This window comes from Streptomyces sp. NPDC054887 (assembly GCF_053610585.1).
Window position 1 is genome coordinate 1 of the sequence record NZ_JBSGYQ010000089.1, and the last position, 21,516, is coordinate 21,516.

Genomic DNA, 21,516 nt, shown 5'->3' on the forward strand with positions numbered 1-21,516 from the left:
CGGCCGCGGGTCTAGCGGCGGCTTTGTGATGTCTTGCCTCACCCCCCACCGCCTCCCCGGGGGGGCGGGGCGCGCCGCGCGCGGGGGCGCCCCGCCCCCTTCCGGTGCACCGCCGCCAGGAGCCCACCGGCTCCGCAGACCGGAGAAAACCGATGGATATAGCTACTCAGCCCACCTCTTCCCCGCCACCCCCGCCCGGACCCGGCACCACTCTGGCGTCCCAGGGCAGCACCCACGCCGGTGACCGGATCTTCGTCGGTCTGTCCCGGGGGTCGGGCATCGCACTTCTGGTGATCATGGCCGCCATCGCGGCCTTCCTCACCTACCGCGCCGGCCTCGCCATCTCGAAGGACGACGCCAACTTCCTCACCACCTCCGAGTGGAACCCGGCGGGCGACCCGCCGGTCTTCGGCATCGCCGTCCTGCTCTTCGGCACGATCGTCAGCTCGATCATCGCCATGCTCATCGCCGTGCCGGTCGCCATCGGCATCGCGCTGTTCATCTCGCACTACGCCCCGCGCAGGCTGGCCACACCGCTCGCGTACGTGGTCGACCTGCTCGCCGCGGTGCCGAGCATCATCTACGGCCTGTGGGGCGCCGTCTTCCTGGTCCCGTACCTGGACGGCCTCAACCAGTGGCTGGACGAGTACCTCGGCTGGACGTACATCTTCGACAAGACCAGCGACGGCGTCGCCCGCAACCTCTTCACGGTCGGCATCCTGCTGGCGATCATGATCCTGCCGATCGTCACCAACGTCACCCGCGAGGTCTTCCTCCAGTCGCCGAAGATGCACGAGGAGGCCGCCCTGGCCCTCGGCGCCACGCGCTGGGAAGTCATGCGGATGTCCGTCCTGCCCTTCGGCCGCTCCGGCATCATCAGCGCCTCGATGCTGGGCCTCGGCCGCGCGCTCGGCGAGACGATGGCCGTCGCGGTCGTCCTCTCCCCGAGCTTCATCATCTCCGGCCGGCTGCTCGACCCGGGCGGCGGCACCTTCGCGCAGAACATCGCCGCGAAGTTCAACGAGGCGGACGAGTTCGGCCGCGACGCCCTGATCGCCTCCGGTCTCGTGCTCTTCGTCATCACGTTGCTGGTCAACGGCGCCGCCCGCTGGATCATCGGCCGCCGCAAGGAGTACTCGGGGGCCAACGCATGAGCCAGACAAGCCAGGTAATGGACAAGCCCCCGGTCTCCCCCGCGCCGCACGCGTCGCTCGCCCACGCCCGCCTCCCCCGCTGGGCCCCCGCCGCCATCGCGGCCGGGTCCGTGGCGGCCGGCGTCGGCATCGGCCTCGTCGCCGGCTGGCACAGCCGCGTGCAGTGGGGCATGCTCGCCGCCCTGATCTTCGTACTGGCCACCTACGCGATCACCACGAAGGTGGAGGGCAGCCGCCAGGGCAAGGACCGCGTCGCGACCAGCATCGTCTGGGTCTGCTTCATCCTCGCCCTCATCCCGCTGCTCTCCCTGGCCTGGGTGACGATCAGCAAGGGGATAAAGGTCCTCGACGGCTACTTCCTCAGCCACTCGATGAGCGGCCTCCTGGACACCGACGAGGGCGGCGGCATCTACCACGCCCTGCTCGGCACCCTGGAGCAGGTCGGCATCGCGACCCTCATCGCCGCCCCCATCGGCCTGCTCACCGCCGTCTACCTCGTGGAGTACGGGCGCGGCAGGCTGGCCAGGACCGTCACCTTCTTCGTCGACGTCATGACGGGCATCCCGTCGATCGTCGCGGGTCTGTTCATCCTCGCCACCTGGAATCTGATGCTGGGCTTCGGGCCCTCCGGATTCGCCGGCGCGCTGGCCCTTGCGATCCTGATGATGCCGGTCGTCGTGCGCTCCACCGAGGAGATGCTGAAGCTCGTCCCGAACGAGCTGCGCGAGGCCTCGCTGGCTCTCGGCGTCCCCAAGTGGCGGACTATTCTCAAGGTGGTGCTGCCGACCGCGATCGGCGGAATCACCACCGGCGTGATGCTCGCGGTGGCCCGGATCACGGGTGAGACCGCCCCGGTTCTGTTGCTCGTCTTCGGTACGAAGCTGATCAACCCGAACCCCTTCGAAGGCGCCCAGTCCTCGCTTCCGCTCTACGTGTACGAGCAGTACATCGTCGGCACCGAAGCGTCCGTGGACCGGGCCTGGGGCGCAGCCCTGGTCCTGATCGCCTTCGTCATGATCCTCAACCTGGTGGCCCGCGGCATCGCCCGCTGGAAGGCCCCGAGCACCGGCCGCTAAGGCCAACGGAAAGCAGTGATTTCAATGGCCAAGCGAATCGACATCAGCGGCCTGTCGGCCTACTACGGCAACCACAAGGCGATCGACGACATCTCGATGACCGTCGAGCCCCGCTCCGTGACGGCCTTCATCGGCCCCTCCGGCTGCGGCAAGTCCACCTTCCTGCGCACCCTCAACCGGATGCACGAGGTCACCCCCGGCGGCCGCGTCGAGGGCAAGGTCCTCCTGGACGACGAGAACCTGTACGCCAAGGACGTCGACCCGGTCGCCGTCCGCCGTACGGTCGGCATGGTATTCCAGCGCCCGAACCCCTTCCCCACCATGTCGATCTTCGACAACGTGGCGGCGGGCCTGCGCCTCAACGGCTCGTACAAGAAGAACAAGCTGGCCGAGGTCGTCGAGAAGTCCCTGCGCGGCGCCAACCTCTGGAACGAGGTCAAGGACCGCCTCAACAAGCCCGGCTCCGGGCTCTCCGGCGGTCAGCAGCAGCGCCTGTGCATCGCCCGCGCGATCGCGGTCGAGCCGCAGGTCCTCCTCATGGACGAGCCCTGCTCGGCCCTCGACCCGATCTCGACCCTCGCCATCGAGGACCTGATCGGTGAGCTGAAGGAGCGCTTCACGATCGTCATCGTGACGCACAACATGCAGCAGGCCGCGCGCGTCTCGGACCGTACGGCGTTCTTCAACCTCGCCGCGATCGGCCAGCCCGGCAAGCTGATCGAGATAGACGACACCGAGCGGATCTTCTCCAACCCGTCCGTCCAGGCGACGGAGGACTACATCTCGGGCCGCTTCGGATAGAAGCGGACCGCCACGCCTGTCCTGCGGTGCTGCATGGCGGTGCCACCGCAAGGCAAAGGGCCCGCCCCCACTCCTCACGAGGAGTGGGGGCGGGCCCGTTTCCGTACCCGCGGGTCCGTCCGCTAGCCGAAGGCCAGCAGTACGACCCAGTAGCAGGCGGCGGCCACCAGCGCGGCGGCGGGCATGGTGATGAACCAGCCCATGACGATGTTCTTGGCGACGCCCCAGCGCACGGCGCGGGACCCCTTGGTCGAGCCGACGCCCATGATCGCGGAGGTGATGACGTGCGTCGTGGAGATCGGGGCGTGGAACATGAACGAGGCCGTGTACATCACGGACGCGGCCGTGGTCTCCGCCGCGAAGCCCTGCGGCGGGTCCAGCTCGATGATCCGCCGGCCCAGCGTGCGCATGATGCGCCAGCCGCCCGCGTACGTACCGAGCGAGAGCGTCAGCGCGCAGGCGATCTTGACCCACATCGGGATCGCGTCGCCCTGGTCCTCGACGTCGGCGATGACCAGCGCCATCACCACGATGCCCATGGTCTTCTGCGCGTCCTGGAGACCGTGTCCGAGCGCCATGCCGGCCGCGGAGACGGTCTGGGCGATTCGGAAGCCCCGCTTGGCCTTGTGCGGGTTGGCCTTGCGGAACATCCACAGGATGACGACCATCACCAGGTAGCCGAGCAGCAGCCCGACGAACGGCGAGATGAACATCGGGATGACGACCTTCTCGAGCACCCCGTTCCAGATGACCTCAGTGCCGCCCGCGAGCGCCGCGCCCACCATGCCGCCGAAGAGGGCGTGCGAGGAGGACGAGGGAAGACCGAAGTACCAGGTTACGAGGTTCCAGACGATCGCGCCGACCAGCGCGGCGAAGAGGATTCCCATCCCCTTGTCGCCGTGCGGGGTGGCGATGAGCCCCTCACTGACCGTCTTGGCGACGCCGCTGCCGAGGAAGGCGCCGGCGAGGTTCATCACGGCGGCCATGGCGAGGGCCGCGCGCGGGGTCAGCGCCCGCGTGGAAACCGAAGTCGCGATGGCGTTCGCGGAGTCGTGAAAGCCGTTGGTGTACGTGAATCCGAGCGCGACCCCGATGGTCACGATGAGCGCAAAGGTGTCCACCGGGGGTCAGGACTCCTTGACGGCGATCGTCTCGACCGTGTTGGCGACGTGCTCGAAGGCGTCGGCCGCCTCCTCCAGCACGTCCACGATCTGCTTCAGCTTCAGCACGTCCATGGCGTCGTACTTGCCGTTGAAGAGGTGCGCGAGCAGCTTGCGGTGGATCTGGTCGGCCTGGTTCTCGAGGCGGTTGACCTCGATCCAGTACTCGGTGAGGTTCGTCATGGTCCGCAGGTGCGGCATGGCCTCGGCCGTCAGCTCGGCCGCTCGCGCCAGCACCTCGATCTGCTGCTCGACACCCTTGGGCAGCTCCTCGATCTGGTACAGGACGACCAGGTCGACGGCCTCCTCCATGTAATCCATGATGTCGTCGAGCTGCGACGCGAGGTTGTAGATGTCCTCGCGGTCGAACGGCGTGATGAACGAGGAGTTCAGCTGGTGGAAGATCGCGTGGGTCGCGTCGTCCCCCGCGTGCTCCGCTGCCCTCATCCGCTCCGCGATCTCGACTCGGGCGGAGGAGTCCGCTCCGAGCAGTTCCATCAGGAGCTTCGAGCCTGTGACGATGTTGTCCGCTGATGCGGAGAACATGTCGTAGAAGCTCGTCTCCCTGGGGGTCAGACGAAAGCGCACGTGGGGTCCTCGGGGTGCATTGGATTCGGTCAGGGTGATGCTAGGCGCATCATCCGGCCACGGCTAACCGGCGTTCTTCAGTGTCGCCCATCAGGCACAGTGCTCAGTACGGGGCCCCGAGCCCCTACCCCGAAAATTCGTTACCATATACCCACGAGGGGTATACAGCCCCTTTAAGGACAACGGGAGGACGCCATGACGACCACCGAGGCGGCCGGCGCGACCAACACCGAAGCGCCCTCCGAAGCCGTGGTGACCGACCACGACCTCGGTGTGCACGGGTACCACAAGCAGAAGGACGAACACCTCAAGCGCCTGCGCCGGATCGAGGGCCAGATCCGCGGCCTCCAGCGGCTGGTCGACGAGGACGTCTACTGCATCGACATACTCACCCAGGTCTCGGCGTCGACCAAGGCCCTCCAGTCCTTCGCCCTCCAGCTCCTGGAGGAGCACCTGCGGCACTGCGTGGCGGACGCGGCGGTCAAGGGCGGCGGAGAGATCGACGAGAAGGTCGAAGAAGCGACGAAGGCGATCGCCCGCCTGCTGCGGACCTGAGGGCCGGCCCCGGGCGGGCGAGTCGAATGTCCGGGCGCGGCCGGGAAACGTGCCGAGTCGACCGGCCCCGCCCGGCCCTTCGCTCGCCCGGGGTCGCTACCTCGGACCGCTCGCGTGGGGCCTTCGCCTCAGCTTCCCCGCTTCCGGCTGCCGGGCGTGCGGTCCCACCGTCACCCGGACCGCTCGGCGCCCTCCGGCGCCCCGGCGGCCGACGCGGCCGTTCCCGCCCCGACCTTCAGCACCTCGTCGATACGGTCCGCGCTGAGGCGTTCCCCGTCGGCCGCGGACGCCGCGATCATCAGCTCACCGCACAGCTCGATCTCGGCGAGGGCGACGTGGTCCTGGACGGGCGTACCGCTGCCGAGCGGAGTCACGTGCATCACCTCTCCCAGCCGTCGTCGGCTTCCTAGCGTAGGCAGCGCGGTACACACCGCGCATGGCACGGACGGGCCATTTACCCGCCACCCACGTGAGCGGGCGGCCCCCGCCTCACGCCTGGATCTTCCCGGCGTAGATGTCACGCGCGGCCGGCAGCCGCACCTCGACCGGGGCCCCGAACGCGTACAGCAGCGTCGTGGAGGCGACGGCCACCGTACGCCCGGCGTTGGCGAAGTCGAAGCGGTGGCGGACCTTGCGCAGCCGCCCCTGGTCGTCGAGGTAGGCGTCGAACGGGACGGCGTCCTTGGCGAACCCTTTCGCCGCCGCCGCGAGCGCCCCCCGCACGTGCGGCGATGCGACGCGCGCTGCGCGGGCGATGTCGGTGACGCCCCGGTAGTGCCGAACGGCGGTGCCGGCCACATCGGCCCGCCCGACGTACGCCGCCTCCGTCGCGCCGCGCAGCAACTCGGCGGCGGCGAGCGGGTCCGTGGCCCCGCCGGTGACCAGGTTCCCGTCGTCGAGCGTGGCCGTGTCGATCCGCACCCACTTGTCGGCGGGCACGCCCGCGCCCCGGTTCTTCATGTAGAGCGCGCCGGGGGCGAGGAGTTCGGTGATGGGCCGGTGCTTGTCCGCACCGTCCGGATCGGGCGGCAGCAGCACCTTGAGCTGCCCCATCCGCTTCTTGAAGTCGTACGCGCCCTCGCCCCGGATGGTGACCCGCGTGCCGCCGGTGGCCATGACCATGGACGTACGGGCCTCGGAACTGCCCGCGGCGACGAGCCCGTCGGCAGCGCCGCGGACGGCGGCCAGGGGATCACCGCCCTGCTGGTCCTCGGCGACGGCACCGTCGCCGGAACACCCGGCGGAACCGATCAGCCCCGCCGCGACGGCCAGGGCGACCGCACCGCCCTTGACCCTGTGCTGCTGCACCACCATCGCCGCCAACCCCCAACGCCCTGCCACCCGGTGTCCGATCCCACCCGACCCGCTTAACGACCCCCGACCGCCGCCGGTCACGCCCACGTCCCGCGCTCATTCGGTCGGGCGGCCCCCGCGCACGGCGCCCAAGTCCCCCGGTACCGTGGACACGTGCTTCAGGAAGCAACACCGGACGCCCCGCCCCACCGCACCGGCACCACCGAACGCGGCTCTTTCTGCTTCGCCCACTGCACCTGCGGCTGGCGCGGCCCGGCCCGCCGCTCCCGCGAAAGAGCCCGGGCAGACGCCACCGAGCACACGACGACAACCACCACCTGACACCCGGCCCGCACCCGCACCCGCACCCGCACCCGCACCCGCACCCGCACAACGCAAGCCACCACACGTGGGCAGGATCCGTACGAACCGCCACGCGGCGCGAGACCGCAGGGGCTGGAACGCCGTGCGGTGCCGATCGCCGTACGGGCGCGATCACGTACGAACCGACGCGCCCTACGGAACCCATCGCTGTACGGCCCGGCCCTCAGCCCGTGACAGCGGGGCGCGCGGCCTGCCAAGCGGCGATACGGGCAGCAGCACCCGCCGCACAGCGCGCGACCGCCCCCCACGAGGTGTGACCCGACTGCCTCCCGACGAGCCGGGTCGAGGCGGCCAACCCCCCAATCCCCCCCGTGGATCCAGAGCCCTGGGCTCGCACCCGGTCCCACGCATGCGGAGAGGCGGGACGGCCGGACGGCGGGACGGCGGGACGGGAGTCGAACTCCCGGATCACACACTCCCCCACGCCCCGCGAAAATCTCCGCCCGCGCAGGAACCCGGCCCGCCGCAATGCCGTCTCGCCATCCGGGAGGCAACAACATGGAACGGCGCACACTTCTCACCTCGGCCACGGCCCTCGCAGCCACGGTCGCAGCTGCGGCCTGCACCGGCGCAAGCCCAGGCACCGGCACGACTCCGGGCACGTCCGCGTCCAGGTCCACCCGGACCCGCGCCGCCACCGCCCCCGGCCCCGGCGGCCGGACCGCACCACCCTCGGCCACCTCCACCTGGAACGCCCTCGCGCGCGGTCTCGACGGTCCACTGGTCCGCCCCGAGGACTCCGCCTACAAGACGGCCCGCCAGCTCTACAACACCCGCTTCGACAACCTGAAGCCCGCAGCCGTCGCCTACGTCGCGAACGAGGCGGACATCCGGGAGTGCCTGGCCTTCGCCCGTGCCCACCGGACCCCCGTCGCCATCCGCAACGGCGGTCACTCGTACGCCGGGTGGTCCTCCGGCACCGGCCGCCTCGTCATCGACGTGTCGAAGCTGGCCCGCGTCAGGGCGAGCGGCAGCGCCGCGACCATCGGGGCCGGCGCGAAGCTCATCGACGTCTACCAGGGCCTGGCCCGCCAGGGCCGCCGCACCATACCCGCCGGTTCCTGCCCCACCGTCGGCATCTCCGGCCTCACCCTCGGCGGCGGCCACGGCGTCGTCTCCCGTGCGTACGGCCTCACCTGCGACAACCTCACCTCCGCCACTCTCCTCACCGCCGCCGGCAAACGCCTCCACTGCTCGCCGACCGAGAACCAGGAGCTGTTCTGGGCCCTGCGGGGCGCGGGCAACGGCAACTTCGGTGTGGTGACGGAACTGACCTTCCGCACCCACCCGGCCCCCGCCGCCGTCACCGCGTACATGTCCTGGCCGTGGTCGAAGGCCCGGGCCGTCGTCGCCGCCTGGCAGGAATGGGGCCCGTCGCAGCCGGACGAGATCTGGTCGTCCGTACACCTCGCCGCCGGACCGGGCGGCAGGACGCCCAACGTCACCGTCTCCGCCTTCTCGCTCGGCACGTACGGCGATCTCCAGAACGCCGTCGACCGCCTCGCCGACAAGATCGGCGCGTCCGCCCGCTCCGTCTCGCTCCGCCGCCGCAGCTACCAGGAGTCGATGCTCGTCTACGCCGGCTGCGCCGGTTTCAGCGACGCCCAGTGCCACCTGCCGGGCACCACCCCCGGCCGCACCCCGCAGGGCGCCCTCGGCCGCGAGACGTACGCGGCCCGCAGCGACTTCTTCGACCGCTCGCTCTCGCCGTCGGGCATACGCGAGCTGCTCGCCCGGACCGAGGCGTTCACCCGCATCCCCGCCGCCGGCGGTGGCGGCGGCAGCATCGCCCTCACCGCTCTCGGCGGCGCGGTGAACCGGGTGGACCCGCTCGCGACCGCTTTCGTCCACCGCCGTTCCCGAATGCTCGCCCAGTACATCGGCGCCTGGCGCGCGGGCACGGCCGGCACCGCCCAGCAGACCTGGCTGAAAACCACCCACGGGGCGATGCGCCGGTACGCCTCCGGGGCGGCGTACCAGAACTACACGGACCCGACCCTCACCGACTGGCGGAAGGCTTACTACGGTGCGGCTTCGACCCGCCTGACGGCCCTGAAGAAGCGTTACGACCCGGACAGGGTCTTCGACTTCCCCCAGGCCCTCTGAACAACCGGCCGGGGAACCCCCTGGGACGCACCGAGGGGCACACCACGGAACCCGCACCGTGATGTGCCCCTCGCCGCCAGCCCTGCCTGCCCTGCCTGCCCTGCCTGCCCTGCCCTGACCTGCGCTGCCCTGTCCCGCCCCGCCGCTCGATGCGCTGCTCGCCGTCAACCCGTCAAGTCGACCACTGTTCCTGCGCGCGGAGAAGCCGGTGGGCCGGGCCGTCAGGCTGCCAGGTCGTTGCGCTCGCTGTCCCCGGCACGCGGTCCAGGTACGACCGCCGACCCGCCGTCACCGCCGCGCACCGCAACTCCGGCACCGAGCCCCGCGTCAACGCCGGCGGCGGCCGTACGCGCAACCGACCTCTTGGCCCGTACGAGCCAACCCACCTTCTCCGACCGCGCGATCGCCGCCATGAGCGGCGTCAGGAGCGCCATCGCGACCGGCGCGAGCAGCAGCGCAACGGCCGTACCGAGGGCGAACCCGCCGATGACGTCGGTCGGGTAGTGGACCCCCATGTAGACGCGGCAGAAACCGGCCACGGCGGCCAGTGCGATCGCCCCGAGCCCGAACTTCCGGTTGGCGACGAAGACTCCGACGGCGATGGCCATCGCCAGCGTCGCGTGATCGCTCACGAACGAGTAGTCGGTCTTGCCCGCGATCAGGACTTCGAGCCCCTTGTGGTCGTTGAACGGTCTCGGCCGCTCCACGAACCCTCGGATCGGGATGTTGATCAGCAGCGCGATGCCGGCTGCCAGCGGCGCCCAGACGAGCCCGGCCACTGCGGTGACCGCGTCCTCGCTCTTGCGCACGCTCCACCAGCACCAGAGCGCCAGCAGGACGATGCCGAGCATGGTCCCGTACTCACCGACGAACTCCATGACCCGGTCGAACCAGCCCGGCGCATCCGCCGCCAGCCCGTTGATGTCGTAGAGCAGACTGACGTCGGGGTTCGCCCCATCCAGTGCGAGTCCAGCCATCTGCCGCGGCCCCTTGCCTTGTTGCCTGCTGCGCGGCACACGTGTCTGCGTGCCACTCCTGCGAACCCCCGTGGTTCATGTGACGCGATTGCGCTCGCGATGCGACGCCACGCCCGCGATGCCGCGCCGCGCCGTGGTCGGCGCCGCCCCGCATCGCATCGCGTGGTTCACACGCACGATCCGCACGCGTGGTCAGTACAGCGTGTCCACGCGACTGTCCCACTCCCTCGGACCAGGGAACGCCCGGCCGGCCCCCACCGTTCCACTCTCCACCGAATGATCACGATCACGTTATCGAAGAGAGATACGTCGTCGCAGCTCAGAGGGTGGCGATAACGCTGAGTTCAAGCCATGTCACGCGCCGCCGCGCCCTTCCGGCAAGTCCGTCGGAAGCGCTTTCGCGCCATCCTTGGTCACCCGGGTCGCACCAAAGTAGTCCGGCGTATCGATCTTGTCGAAGCGGATGACGGCTCCGGTGTACGGCGCGTTGATCATGTAACCGCCCCCGACGTACAACCCGACGTGCCGGATCGCGCGCGAGTTGGTGAGATCGTCCGAGAAGAACACCAGGTCGCCGGGCAACAGCTCGTCCCGCGAAGGATGCGGCCCCGCGTTGTACTGGTCGTTGGCCACGCGCGGCAGCTCGATGTCGACGGTCCGGTAGGCCGCCTGCGTCAGCCCGGAGCAGTCGAAACGCCCACCCTGCTCCGGCGTGCCGTTGCCGCCCCACAGGTACTTGGTCCCCAGCTTCTGCTGCGCGAAGTAGATCGCGCCGGCGGCCTGCCGCGACGGCTCGACGCGCCCGACGGGACGCGCGAAGCTCTGCTCCAGAGTGGTGATGATCTTCACGTAGTTCTGCGTCTCGCGGTACGGCGGGACGCCTCCGTACTTGATGACGGCGTACGCGCCCGCGTTGTACGCCGCGAGCATGTTCTTGGTCTGATCCCCCGGCACCTTCTTTACATATCCAGCCAATTCACAGTCGTACGTCGCGGCTGACGGAATCGCGTCGGCCGGGTCCCAGATGTCACGGTCGCCGTCCTTGTCCCCGTCCACCCCGTGGGACGCCCATGTCCCTGGGATGAACTGGGCGATGCCGCGCGCGTTGGCCGGGCTCTGCGCCCTCGGGTTCCAGCCGCTCTCCTGGTACAACTGCGCGGCGAGCAGCGCGGGGTTGATGGCCGGGCAGAGATTGCCCCACTTCTGTACGAGCGGCTGGTACAGCGCCGGCACGGCACCCTTGGCCAGCCCGACGGCCCGCCCGCCGCCTGCGGCGCCGGCCAGCCCCGCGGCTGCGGAGAAGGTCCCGACGACGAGCAGCGCGACGAAGCTCAGGCACAGCCCGATCCCGACCCCAGTGGCCACCCACACTTTGCGCACCCTCCAACCCTCCCCCATGAAGGACCCGTTCACAGCAGTTTTCGCGCGCGCGTCCACTGCGACGTCGAACACGTCCGAAAGTCGGGGGGGGAGGGGGAGGGAGAGGAGGGAAGAGGCACCAGGGAAGAGGGGACGGGGAAGAGGGGACGGGGTGCGGCGGGGGTGGGGGTGACAGGCGGGGGGCTTCGATGGGCCTGGGGCGGTGATTGTTCCTGGTGTGGGGGCCGCCTTTCTGGAGGGTGGCGTCGGAGGCCCGCCCCTCAAGGGCGCTCCTGCGTCGCGTCGCCTGCGGCGATTGCGCTCCGCTCCACCCTTGACCGCCGAACCTCCGACGCAATGCTTAAGGGGGGCGGCCCCCGGGGGAGCCCACGGAACAGCCTCGGTAAGTGGCCCTACACCGTTGCCGGGCGACGGGCCGGTGATTGGGGCGCAGCCGGTTCTCGGGTGGTGCGGCCCCTGGCTAAGCGGCTGACAGGAACGGCCGTTGGTGCGACACCACCATTCCGACCCGCGCCAGCACACCGGCCGGTGAGGGGCGAGATTTCGGGTCGACCTGCGGCATGCGCTTCAGCCCTTCGCATCGCCGAGAGCCGGTCGCGACTGGCGGGGATACGGCTGGCGAGGCACGGGGACCGTCGCTGCGAGTGCTGGCGGCTGACGGGGAAGCACGGCTGCGGTCCGTCGCGCGGGACGAAGTCCACAAACGATGGACGCCAAGTCCCCGATATCGGACCAATAGGGGCAAACGGCCTAGCAGCGACCGTCTTCTGTTGGGTTCGCCCCATACCGCCTCCACCGGACGCGGAGGGCGAGCCCACGCCAGCCCTCCCCCATCCCATCCACCACATGCGCCCCAACAAGCGACCAACCGACCCCGAGGCCGGACCGACCCCAGCCACCACCCATGCGACTGTCACCCCACCTCGCCCCGCCCCGTACCAGCCACAGACGCCATGACCCCCAAGTCGACCGGCCAGACCGTCCTGGCCGGCCACCCACCACCGTGAGACCTCACCTCGGATCGGAAATGCGGTGTCGCACCAGCGGCCGTCGCCGCACCCGCCGAGACAGGGGCCGCAGCACCCCAGAACCGGCCGCGCACCCCACCACACACCCGACAGCCACCAAACAACGCCCACCCCTCATCCCGCTCCCGTGCCGGGCGTTTTTCTTAGGCCGTCCCCTGTCTAAGCGTCAGCGGTGGGCCGGGGTGGTGGGTCAAGGGTGGAGCGCAGCGAAATCGCCGCAGGCGACGTCGGCTCGGGTTCTCTGTCTTGACTTTGACGCACCACCCCGGCCCACCGACCATCGAGCGCTCAGGACGGCCCGAGAATCACCCCCCAGAAGCAACCAGTGGTCCCCACCGCCACAAACCACCCCCCGCAACCAACAAGTGGTTACCGCCAGGGACCCAGCCCCCTCACCCCACCCCGCCCGCCTCACCCACCGTCAACCCGCCGCGCCACGTCCGACCAAAGGTGCATAACGCCAGTCATTGCCCGCCGTCACCCCTCGTGATACACAGAGTGACCATACGCGTTTCCGAATACAGCCGGTCGGCACCGCAGGTCAGGGCGGTCCGGTCGGTCATACCTGCGGAGGTCGGGAAAAGACAGCCACCAAGTCGACATACCAGTGCGGTTCATCAGCGAAGATAGAGCGTGACCCCTGCCGTGCGGCGGGGGCGACGAACTACCCGACAGGGGCGGTGACTTACATGAACCTTGCAGCCGAAAAGGGCGACATCACCACCATCATCGGTGGAATCGCCCCGAACTGGGGTCCGTTCGGGACCCTCGGGAACGAAGCCCGCATCATGATCGAGGTGGTGATGGCTGTCGCCATCCTCCTCTGCCTCGGAATCGCCATCTGGGGAGCCGCGAAGCAGCGGATCGGCGCGACGGCGCTGAGGGACACCTTCAGCGCGGAACAGGGCAAGGGTCTGATCGTCGCCGGCCTCACCGGCGTCTTCATCATCGGCTCGCTCGGAACACTCTTCACCATCGTGTACGGGATGGCTGTCTAACCCACCTTCAGCCAGCACCGGGCGCTCCCGGCCCGCTCTCCCACCCCACCCGTCCGTCGTGCCCATTGGCTGAGGTTGCGTCTCCCTGATGTCGAGTCACCACACCGCGCCCGCGCGGGAACCAGCACGGCTACCGTCGTACTACGCGGCATCGCAAACGGTTGAGGGGGCGCACGCGGCATGAGTCTCGGCGACGAGCACGGCTACGGCAGCGGCAGCGGTCGTTCGGACCGTGTCGGCGGCTCCGGCCAGACCCGCACACGGCTGCCCGAGGGCGACGGTGGCAGCGAGGTGTACGGGGGTGCCCGACGGCCCGTACGGACCTCGCGGTCCCTCATCACCGTGGTGGGCGTGGTGGTCCTGCTGATCGCAGCCATCGCGTTCGCGAACCAGGGCGGCGGCGCGGGCGTCTCGGACAACGAGGCGAAGCGGGACGGCGCGGCGGAGGCGACGGCGGCGACGGGCGTGAAGCCGGTCACGGGCAAGAACGGGCTCATCCCCTCCGGCTTCGCCCACGACGAGCAGGGCGCGCAGTCCGCCGCGGCGAACTTCGCGGTGGCTCTGGTCTCGGCCGACATCCTGAACCCTGAGCGCCGTCAGGAGCTCGTGGGTCAGATCTTCGTTCCGGCGAAGGTGCCGGAGCTGGAAGCCAAGTTCGACAAGGCCTACAACCAGGAATTCCTCGACAGGGTCGGGCTCGACAAGGACGGCAGCGCCGCCCCGGGCATGACGTACGTCTCGCGGACCGCGCCCGTGGGCACCAAGGTGACCGATTACACCGAAGGCGCCGCGACCGTCGAGGTCTGGTGCACGGGAGTCTTCGGTACGGCTGGTGTCGGCTCGACGAACCCGGTGACGAACGACTGGTTCACCATGACGCTGGAGATCCAGTGGACGGGGAGCGACTGGAAGGTCGCGAGCTTCTCCCAGAAGGACGGTCCGGCTCCCGTGAACGCCGACCGAGCGGCCTCCGACGCGGACGAGATCGCCAAGGCAGTCGACGAGTACGGAGGCTTCACCTATGCCCGGTAGCCCACGCCTGGCACTGAAGGTCACCGGTGCCCTCGCGCTCGTACAGACGACTGTCGCCCTTCTACCGGCCAGGGCCTTCGCCGCACCGTCGCCGTCGCCGTCCGAGAAGGACAACTGCGACCTCATCGTCGGCCCCGCCAAGGACTACTGCGAAAGCGGCGAAGGCGGCGGATCCGACCTCCGCGCCCCCACCGACCCCGTAGACGCCGTAGACCCCCTCTCCTCCCTCTCCAAGGGCTGCGCCGACGCCGCCGCCTGGATCGTGGGGAAGCTGTCCGAGGCCGTGAAGTCGACCGCCACCGTCGACTTCACCAACCCCAAGTTCCTCCAGCAGTACGCCATCGTCTTCGCCGCGTCCGCCATCCTCACCCTCGTCCTGTGGCTCCTCGCCGTCGCCAAGCGCGCCATCCGCGGCGTGCCGCTGGCGACCGCGCTGTCGGAGGCCATCGGGTTCCTGTGGCTCACCGTCCTCGCGTCCGCCTTCACGCCGCTGATCCTCTACACCGTCGTGACCGCCACCGACGGCGTCACCGAGGTCATCGCCGCCGGCACGGGCGGGCAGACGGACGTGTTCTTCGGGTCGTTCGCCGAGGCGCTCAAGAAGGGCGACGACATCGGCGGCGGTCCGATCATGCTGATCGTCGTCTCGCTGGTGACCGTCCTCGCGGCCGGCATCCTCTTCCTTGAGCTGTTCATCCGCGCCCTGCTCCTCTACGTCGGCGCGCTCCTCGGCGTGGTCGTCTACGCGGGGCTCGTCGACAAGAACATGTGGGGCCACGTACGACGCTGGGCCGGCATCATGATCGCGATCATCATGGTGAAGCCCGTCATCGTGATCGTCCTCGGCCTCGCCGGGGCCCTCTCCGCCGACGACGGCCCGAACGCGTTCTCCGCCGTCGTCTCCGGCCTCGCCATCATCCTGCTGGCGATCTTCGCCTCCGGCATGATCTACCGCTTCGTCCCCGGCTTCGGCGACGAGATCGCCTCCGCCCGCCGCAACCGCAACAAGGCCACCGACGGCGCGCAGGCGGCCGCCGTCATCAGTTCCCCCGCCGCCCTCGTCTCGCAGGGCATCAAGACCCACAGCAGCCGGGGCGGCGGAGGCGGCGACCGGGGCGGCAGCAGCTCCCCGCCCCGCCAGGCCAACCCCGTCACCGGCGGCGTGGCAGCCCACAGCGCCCGCGGCGGCGGAGCGGGCGGCCCCGCGGCGGGAGCGTCGGGAGGCGGGGGCGGAGCCGTCCCTTCCGCCGCCCCTTCGCCCCGTAGCAACGCCACCCACACGAACCGCGGTACCGGAAACACGGGCACCGGCAGCAACAGCACAGGAGGTGCAGGGCGTTGACGACGCAGTCCCCACCGATCACGCCGCGCCGTACGTATCTGATCGGCCGGGCCCGGCCGAACGCGATCATCGGCAAGAACCGCGAGACCGGCGAGATCGCGCTGATCATCGCCGGCGCGTTCCTCGGCATGATGAGCGGGCTGCTGGTCCCCGTCCTGTCCCTGCGGATCGTGCTGCTCATGGGCTTCCCGATGCTGGCCCTGATGGCGGTGTACGTCCCGTACAAGCACCGCACGTTCTACAAGTGGTTCGAGATCAACCGCAGTTACAAGCGCACCCTGCGCAACGGCACGACGTACCGCAGCGGCGCCATGGAGGCCGGCGTGCGCGGCGACGGCCGTGAGGTGGAGGTCGGCCCGCCGCCCGGCATCGGCCGCATCAACTGGCTCGCCGCCCCCTTCGGCCCCGACGAGATCGCCGTGCTCCTGCACGCCGACCGCCGGACCGTCACCGCCGCCATCGAGATCGAAGGCCCCGGCGTCGGCCTGCGCGACAGCGAGGACCAGGAAGCTCTGGTGGACCGTTTCGGCACGCTGCTCAAGCACGTGGCCAACGGCGACGGCTTCGTGACCCGCCTCCAGATGCTCGCCCGCACCCTCCCCGCCGACCCCGACGCCCACGCCAAGGACGTCGCCCAGCGCGGTGACGCGCACGCCCCGGGCTGGCTGAAGGACTCGTACGACCAGCTCCAGTCCATGGTCTCCACCTCCAGCGAGCAGCACCGCGCCTACCTCGTCGCCTGCATGCACTACTCCCGCGAGCTCGCCGCCGAGGCCAACGCCATGGCCCGCGCCGCCCGCCCCCACGGCGGCCGCAGGCTGGACCGCGACTCCGGTCTCGCCGTCGTCATGGCGCGCGAGCTGACCGACATCTGCGCGCGGCTCGCGGAGGCCGACATCCGGGTACGCCAGCCCCTCGGCCAGGGGCGGCTCGCCTCGCTCGTGCACTCCATGTACGACCCCGACCACCCCATCGACCACATCCAGGCCATGACCAAGCGCAACGCCTGGCCGGCCGAGCTGGACGCCATGGAGGCGACGTACCTCCAGGCCAAGACGCGCGAGTCGTCCACCCGCGCGCCCTGGTGCCACGCCACGGCGTGGGTGAAGGAGTGGCCGATGACGCCGGTCGGCGTCAACTTCCTCGCCCCGCTGCTCGTCCACACCCCGGACGTGATCCGTACGGTCGCCGTGACCATGGACCTCGAACCCACCGAGATCGCCATCGAGCGGATGCTGACGGAGAAGACCAACGACGAGGCCGAAGCCAGCCGTCAGGCCAAGATGAACCGCACCGTCGACCCGCGCGACATCGCCGCGCACGGCCGGCTCGACCAGCGGGGTGAAGATCTCGCGAGCGGCGCGGCGGGGGTCAACCTGGTCGGGTACATCACTGTGTCGTCGCGTTCGCCCGAGGCGCTGGCCCGCGACAAGCGGACCATCAGGGCCTCGGCGGGCAAGTCGTATCTGAAGCTGGAGTGGTGCGACCGCGAGCACCACCGGGCGTTCGTCAACACCCTGCCGTTCGCCACCGGTATCCGTCGTTAGCCGAGAGGGCAGACCCGCCATGCGAGATCCGCTGTCCGCCGTCACGGATGCCTTCACCAGCTTCCTCTTCGGAAAGGTCGAGACGACCAGACTTCCCGTCCGTACGTCGACGGGCCAGGCCCAGGCCGTCTACCTGCCCACCGCCGCCCCGGGCCTCGGCGACTCGGGCGTGATCATCGGCCGCGAGGTCTACAGCGGCAAGGGGTACATCTACGACCCCTTCCAGCTGTACGGGCAGCAGCTCCCGGCGCCGCACTGGCTGGTCCTCGGCGAGTCCGGCAACGGCAAGTCGGCGCTGGAGAAGACGTACGTACTGCGGCAACTCCGCTTCAAGGACCGCCAGGTGGTCGTCCTCGACGCGCAGGGCGAGGACGGCGTGGGCGAGTGGAACCTGATCGCGGAGGAGCTGGGGATAACTCCCATCCGGCTCGACCCGACGGCGGCCCTCAACGACGGCATCCGCCTCAATCCCCTCGACCCGTCGATCACCACCACGGGGCAGCTCGCCCTGCTCCGTACGATCATCGAGGTCGCGATGGGGCACGGCCTCGACGAGCGGTCCGGCTTCGCGCTCAAGGTCGCCCACGCGTACGTGAACGAGACGATCGTCGACCGGCAGCCGGTCCTGACGGACATCGTCGAGCAACTGCGCCACCCGGAGCCGGAGTCGGCCGAGGCGATGAACGTCGACCTGGACGACGTACGGGCCTGGGGCCTGGACGTCGCCCTCGTGCTGGACCGCCTCGTCGACGGTGACCTGCGGGGCATGTTCGACGGCCCGACGACGGTCGGCATCGACCTGGACGCCCCGCTGATCGTCTTCGACCTGTCCCACATCGACCGGAACTCGATCGCGATGCCGATCCTGATGGCGATCGTGGGCGTGTGGCTGGAACACACCTGGATCCGGCCGGACCGCAAGAAGCGCATCTTCCTGGTGGAGGAGGCGTGGCACATCATCAACAGCCCGTTCGTCGCGCAGCTCTTCCAGCGCCTGCTGAAGTTCGGCCGCCGGCTCGGCCTGTCCTTCGTCGCGGTCGTCCACCACCTCTCCGACGTGGTGGACGGGGCGGCGGCGAGAGAAGCCGCGGCGATCCTGAAGATGGCCTCGACCCGGACGATCTACGCCCAGAAGGCGGACGAGGCCCGGGCGACGGGACGGGTGCTCGGGCTGCCCCGCTGGGCGGTCGAGATCATCCCGACCCTGACGCCGGGCATCGCCGTGTGGGACGTGAACGGCAACGTCCAGGTCGTCAAACACCTGATCACGGAGGCCGAACGCCCCCTCGTCTTCACGGACCGCGCGATGACGGAGACCTCGGCGGAGATGCTCTCCGACGACCTGCGAGCCGCGGAGTGGGAGGCGGAGCAGCGGGCGGCCCTCATCGAGCAGCAGATGAACGAGTCCTCGTCCTCGGAATCGACGGTCGCCTGACATGAGACAGCACCACACCGGGCAGCAGGGACACCACCAGCAGGGCGAACGCGGCATCCCCGATTCGCTGCTGGTGGGCCTGCTGGCGTTCCTGCTGGGCCTGACGATCCTGGCGTGGCTGGCGACGGGCCTGGCGGGCCTGTTCGCCCACGGCGCGTGGCCGGAAGGCGTCACCTTCACCCGTACGCCGCTCGCCCTGCGCCACCTGATGGGCGCGCCCCAGGACATCCCGGCCGCCTGGCCGGACACACCGCCCGGCCAGCTGTCGGGGTACGGCCTGTTCTGGGGCCTGCTCATCGGCGAGCTCATGGTCCTCGGCGTACTGACGATCTTCGTACTCGGCGTACTGGCCCGCCTGAAGGCCCAGCGCGAGACGGCGAGGGCAAAGGCCAGGGCGACGAGGGACGCCGCCCTGACCCCGGAGGGTCCCGCACCCGCCACCCCGAGCCCGTACGAAAGCGCCCCGCACGGCGGCGCCTCCGCGCACGGACCGGGCACGCAGGGAGCGGCCACGCAGGGACCGGTCCCGTACGCGCCGGGCCCTCCGGGTCCGGGTCCGTACATGCCGGGTACGTACGCCACAGCCGGCGCACCGCCCGGCCACGAGGGTCATGAACCGTACGAGGGTCACGGTCCGCCCGAGAGCCACGGGCTGTACGGAGCCACGCCGCACCCGGCGGCAGGCACCGCCGCAGGGCCGGTGGCAGCAGAGCACCGCCGTACGGCGGCTCCTCACGCAGGGCCGCCACCCGGGACGTACGCGGACCCGGCCCGAGCCGCGCACGGAGCGGGACCGAGCGCGGGTGCGGGTGCGAGCCCCGGCCTGTGGCCCGCCACCCATGCGGGCCCCCCGCAGCCAACTGCCGCAGGCGCGGGCTCCGCTCCCCTGCCGGAAACCCTCGGCAACTCCCCGCAGCGCGCCGAACTTCCCCGTGCCCACGCCCCGCAGCCGGCGCCGCTTTCGGCCGCCCGCACCCCCCGCCTCCTCTACGGCGACCCCGCGGCGCGCAGGCCCAGCGCCGTGCAGGCCGTGCTCGACGCGGAGGGCCCCGCGCTCGTCGTCACGTCGGACCCCGCCGTGTGGGCCGAGACCAAGGACGCGCGGGCCAAGCTCGGCCCCGTCCTCGTCTACGACCCGTGTCACCTCTGCGACACCCCCGCCCGCCTCCACTGGTCCCCGACCGCCGGCTGCGACCGCCCCGACGTGGCCGCCGCCCGGGCCGTGGCGCTGCTCGCGCCGATACGGCCCCAGGCCCGGCTCGACACGGCGATGGCCGACACCGCGGAGACCCTGCTGAGCGGCTGGCTGCACGCCGCCGCCGTGGACGGCCGCCCCTTCCGTCAGGTGCACCGCTGGGCACAGGGCCACAGCGCCCACGAGCCGGTACGAATCCTCCGTACGCACCCCAAGGCGTCCGGCGGAGCCGCGGGGCTCCTCGAGTCAGCGCTCACCGCGTACCCGGAACGCCGGCAGATCGCCCAGGAGTTGACGGTGCGGGCACTCGCCGCGCTGTCGTCCGTCCACATTCGCGAGGCCTGCACACCCAATCGAACTGATTCGGTCACCTTGGAGTCATTCGTGGCTGAAGGGGGCACCCTTTATGTGGTGGGTGAAGCAATCGAGGATCCCAAGTCGCGCCCCGGAGCGATGCCTCTGCTCACCGCACTCACCTCAAGCGTGGTCGAGCACGGCCGCCGCATGGCCGCACGGTCATCCGACGGTCGGCTCGACCCACCAATGACGTTCGTCCTGGACGACGTCGCGGCGGTGGCTCCGCTTCCCCAGCTTCCCGAGCTGCTGTCGGCCGGTCAGGACCAGGGCCTGCCGACCCTGGTCCTGCTCCGCTCCCAGGAGCAGGGCAGAGCCCGCTGGCCGGATCACGCCCTGGCCCCCTGACCACCGATCAGTCGGAACTCCGAGGCGCGGCCGGCATCCGCTCCACGGCCATCTCGTGCTCCATGGCCGACGGGTCGCCCGGCATGGCCACGACCGTGCCACTCCGTACGAAGCCCGCCTTGGCATACAGCGCTGCCGCCCGCGCGTTGCGCTCGTGCACGTACAGCCGCACCCGCTCGACCCGGGGATCAGTCAGCCCCCAGGACCACTCCAGGGCAGCCCGGAGGAGCGCCACCGCGACGCCCGCACGACTGCCCCGCGCCTCGGGCCGCACGTACACACCGACCAGGTGGACCTGGTTCACTCCGGGCGCGCCTCCGAGAACCGCCTCCGAACCCGCCCGCTCCACGAGCCCGGTGACGGATCCCAGCCACCGCCCGTCCGGCGTCTCCGCGACGAACTGCCGCGCGCCGCCGCCTCCGGCGACCCTGGCCGTGCGCTCCTGCCAGAAGGAATCCGGCGCGGCCACCGCCTTCTCGTACGTCTCCAGGAAGGCAATGCCGGCCGCCGGGTCCCGCAGCGCGGCCAGCCTCAGCTCCTTCGCCCTGGCCCACTCTCTGACGTCGGCCACCGCTCGAATCACGTAATCCATCCGGCGATGCTCGCGCGTGCCGGCTCAGGAACCAAGGGGATTTCCGCAGCCTCGTCCGCTGCGACGAACAGCCCTGGAACGCAGAAAAGCCCCGCACCATGAATGGTGCGGGGCTTTCCCACAATGATTGTTCGGCGGCGTCCTACTCTCCCACAGGGTCCCCCCTGCAGT

The 21,516-nt window shown here is 70.3% G+C and carries 19 protein-coding genes; 12 read left to right on the top strand and 7 right to left on the bottom strand.

Going from position 1 to position 21,516, the window contains the following annotated elements; translation table 11 throughout:
- The first annotated feature begins 152 nt into the window (after positions 1 to 152).
- Genes pstC through pstB form a run of 3 tightly spaced genes read left to right on the top strand, consistent with a single transcriptional unit; the run spans position 153 to position 3,031 of the window.
- Complete coding sequence (gene pstC, locus ACWGH0_RS31740) at positions 153 to 1,154, top strand: phosphate ABC transporter permease subunit PstC (protein WP_453407728.1); 1,002 nt, start codon at positions 153 to 155, stop codon at positions 1,152 to 1,154.
- Positions 1,151 to 2,230 carry a phosphate ABC transporter permease PstA gene (pstA, locus tag ACWGH0_RS31745; RefSeq protein WP_453407729.1) on the top strand — a complete coding sequence of 360 codons (1,080 nt, stop codon included), beginning with the start codon at positions 1,151 to 1,153 and terminating at the stop codon, positions 2,228 to 2,230. The genes pstC and pstA overlap by 4 nt, the downstream gene beginning before the upstream one ends.
- 24 nt (positions 2,231 to 2,254) lie before the next feature.
- Positions 2,255 to 3,031 (top strand): phosphate ABC transporter ATP-binding protein PstB, encoded by a 777-nt coding sequence (gene pstB, locus ACWGH0_RS31750; protein WP_138897830.1) that lies wholly within the window; start codon positions 2,255 to 2,257, stop codon positions 3,029 to 3,031.
- 122 nt (positions 3,032 to 3,153) lie between these two features.
- On the opposite strand, the gene ACWGH0_RS31755 is transcribed toward pstB, so the two are convergent.
- Entirely contained in the window at positions 3,154 to 4,152 is a 999-nt protein-coding gene (locus tag ACWGH0_RS31755) for an anion permease (RefSeq protein ID WP_453407730.1), read from the bottom strand.
- A gap of 6 nt (positions 4,153 to 4,158) precedes the next feature.
- Positions 4,159 to 4,779, bottom strand: coding sequence for a DUF47 domain-containing protein (locus ACWGH0_RS31760; protein WP_028814660.1), 621 nt, complete (start codon positions 4,777 to 4,779; stop codon positions 4,159 to 4,161).
- A gap of 195 nt (positions 4,780 to 4,974) precedes the next feature.
- On the opposite strand from ACWGH0_RS31760, the gene ACWGH0_RS31765 reads away from it, so the two are divergent.
- Positions 4,975 to 5,334: a metal-sensitive transcriptional regulator gene (locus tag ACWGH0_RS31765; RefSeq protein ID WP_453407731.1), complete on the top strand. Its 360-nt coding sequence runs from the start codon at positions 4,975 to 4,977 to the stop codon at positions 5,332 to 5,334.
- Positions 5,335 to 5,504: 170 nt separating this feature from the next.
- Here ACWGH0_RS31765 and ACWGH0_RS31770 read toward each other — a convergent pair whose 3' ends face one another.
- Together ACWGH0_RS31770 and ACWGH0_RS31775 are read right to left on the bottom strand one after the other, a co-directional pair.
- Positions 5,505 to 5,714: a hypothetical protein gene (locus ACWGH0_RS31770; RefSeq protein ID WP_453407732.1), complete on the bottom strand. Its 210-nt coding sequence runs from the start codon at positions 5,712 to 5,714 to the stop codon at positions 5,505 to 5,507.
- Between the two features lie 109 nt (positions 5,715 to 5,823).
- Positions 5,824 to 6,648: a hypothetical protein gene (locus ACWGH0_RS31775; RefSeq protein WP_453407733.1), complete on the bottom strand. Its 825-nt coding sequence runs from the start codon at positions 6,646 to 6,648 to the stop codon at positions 5,824 to 5,826.
- A 153-nt stretch (positions 6,649 to 6,801) separates the two neighbouring features.
- Here ACWGH0_RS31775 and ACWGH0_RS31780 point away from each other — a divergent pair, with 153 nt between their 5' ends.
- Together ACWGH0_RS31780 and ACWGH0_RS31785 are read left to right on the top strand one after the other, a co-directional pair.
- Positions 6,802 to 6,969, top strand: a complete 168-nt coding sequence (locus tag ACWGH0_RS31780) for a hypothetical protein (RefSeq protein WP_453407734.1) — start codon at positions 6,802 to 6,804, stop codon at positions 6,967 to 6,969.
- Between the two features lie 540 nt (positions 6,970 to 7,509).
- Entirely contained in the window at positions 7,510 to 9,117 is a 1,608-nt protein-coding gene (locus tag ACWGH0_RS31785) for an FAD-binding oxidoreductase (protein WP_453407735.1), read from the top strand.
- A 221-nt stretch (positions 9,118 to 9,338) separates the two neighbouring features.
- Here the strand turns inward: ACWGH0_RS31785 and ACWGH0_RS31790 are convergent, their stop codons facing one another.
- Together ACWGH0_RS31790 and ACWGH0_RS31795 are read right to left on the bottom strand one after the other, a co-directional pair.
- Entirely contained in the window at positions 9,339 to 10,094 is a 756-nt protein-coding gene (locus tag ACWGH0_RS31790) for a phosphatase PAP2 family protein (protein WP_453407736.1), read from the bottom strand.
- 354 nt (positions 10,095 to 10,448) lie between these two features.
- Positions 10,449 to 11,474, bottom strand: coding sequence for a C40 family peptidase (locus ACWGH0_RS31795; protein WP_453407743.1), 1,026 nt, complete (start codon positions 11,472 to 11,474; stop codon positions 10,449 to 10,451).
- Between the two features lie 1,717 nt (positions 11,475 to 13,191).
- Between ACWGH0_RS31795 and ACWGH0_RS31800 the strand changes: the two genes are divergently transcribed.
- The 6 genes from ACWGH0_RS31800 (at position 13,192) to ACWGH0_RS31825 (ending at position 20,753) form a co-directional block, all read left to right on the top strand.
- Positions 13,192 to 13,500, top strand: coding sequence for a hypothetical protein (locus ACWGH0_RS31800; RefSeq protein ID WP_138899619.1), 309 nt, complete (start codon positions 13,192 to 13,194; stop codon positions 13,498 to 13,500).
- Positions 13,501 to 13,680: 180 nt separating this feature from the next.
- Positions 13,681 to 14,532, top strand: coding sequence for a hypothetical protein (locus ACWGH0_RS31805; protein ID WP_453407737.1), 852 nt, complete (start codon positions 13,681 to 13,683; stop codon positions 14,530 to 14,532).
- Positions 14,522 to 15,874, top strand: coding sequence for a hypothetical protein (locus tag ACWGH0_RS31810; RefSeq protein ID WP_453407738.1), 1,353 nt, complete (start codon positions 14,522 to 14,524; stop codon positions 15,872 to 15,874). The genes ACWGH0_RS31805 and ACWGH0_RS31810 overlap by 11 nt, the downstream gene beginning before the upstream one ends.
- Positions 15,871 to 17,421, top strand: coding sequence for an SCO6880 family protein (locus ACWGH0_RS31815; protein WP_453407739.1), 1,551 nt, complete (start codon positions 15,871 to 15,873; stop codon positions 17,419 to 17,421). Before ACWGH0_RS31810 ends, ACWGH0_RS31815 begins: the two co-directional genes overlap by 4 nt.
- Before the next feature lie 19 nt (positions 17,422 to 17,440).
- Positions 17,441 to 18,856 carry an ATP-binding protein gene (locus tag ACWGH0_RS31820; protein WP_453407740.1) on the top strand — a complete coding sequence of 472 codons (1,416 nt, stop codon included), beginning with the start codon at positions 17,441 to 17,443 and terminating at the stop codon, positions 18,854 to 18,856.
- 1 nt (position 18,857) lies between these two features.
- Positions 18,858 to 20,753 (top strand): type VI secretion protein, encoded by a 1,896-nt coding sequence (locus ACWGH0_RS31825; RefSeq protein WP_453407741.1) that lies wholly within the window; start codon positions 18,858 to 18,860, stop codon positions 20,751 to 20,753.
- A gap of 7 nt (positions 20,754 to 20,760) precedes the next feature.
- On the opposite strand, the gene ACWGH0_RS31830 is transcribed toward ACWGH0_RS31825, so the two are convergent.
- On the bottom strand, positions 20,761 to 21,345 hold the full coding sequence (locus ACWGH0_RS31830) for a GNAT family N-acetyltransferase (RefSeq protein WP_453407742.1): 585 nt from the start codon (positions 21,343 to 21,345) through the stop codon (positions 20,761 to 20,763).
- Positions 21,346 to 21,516 lie beyond the last annotated feature (171 nt).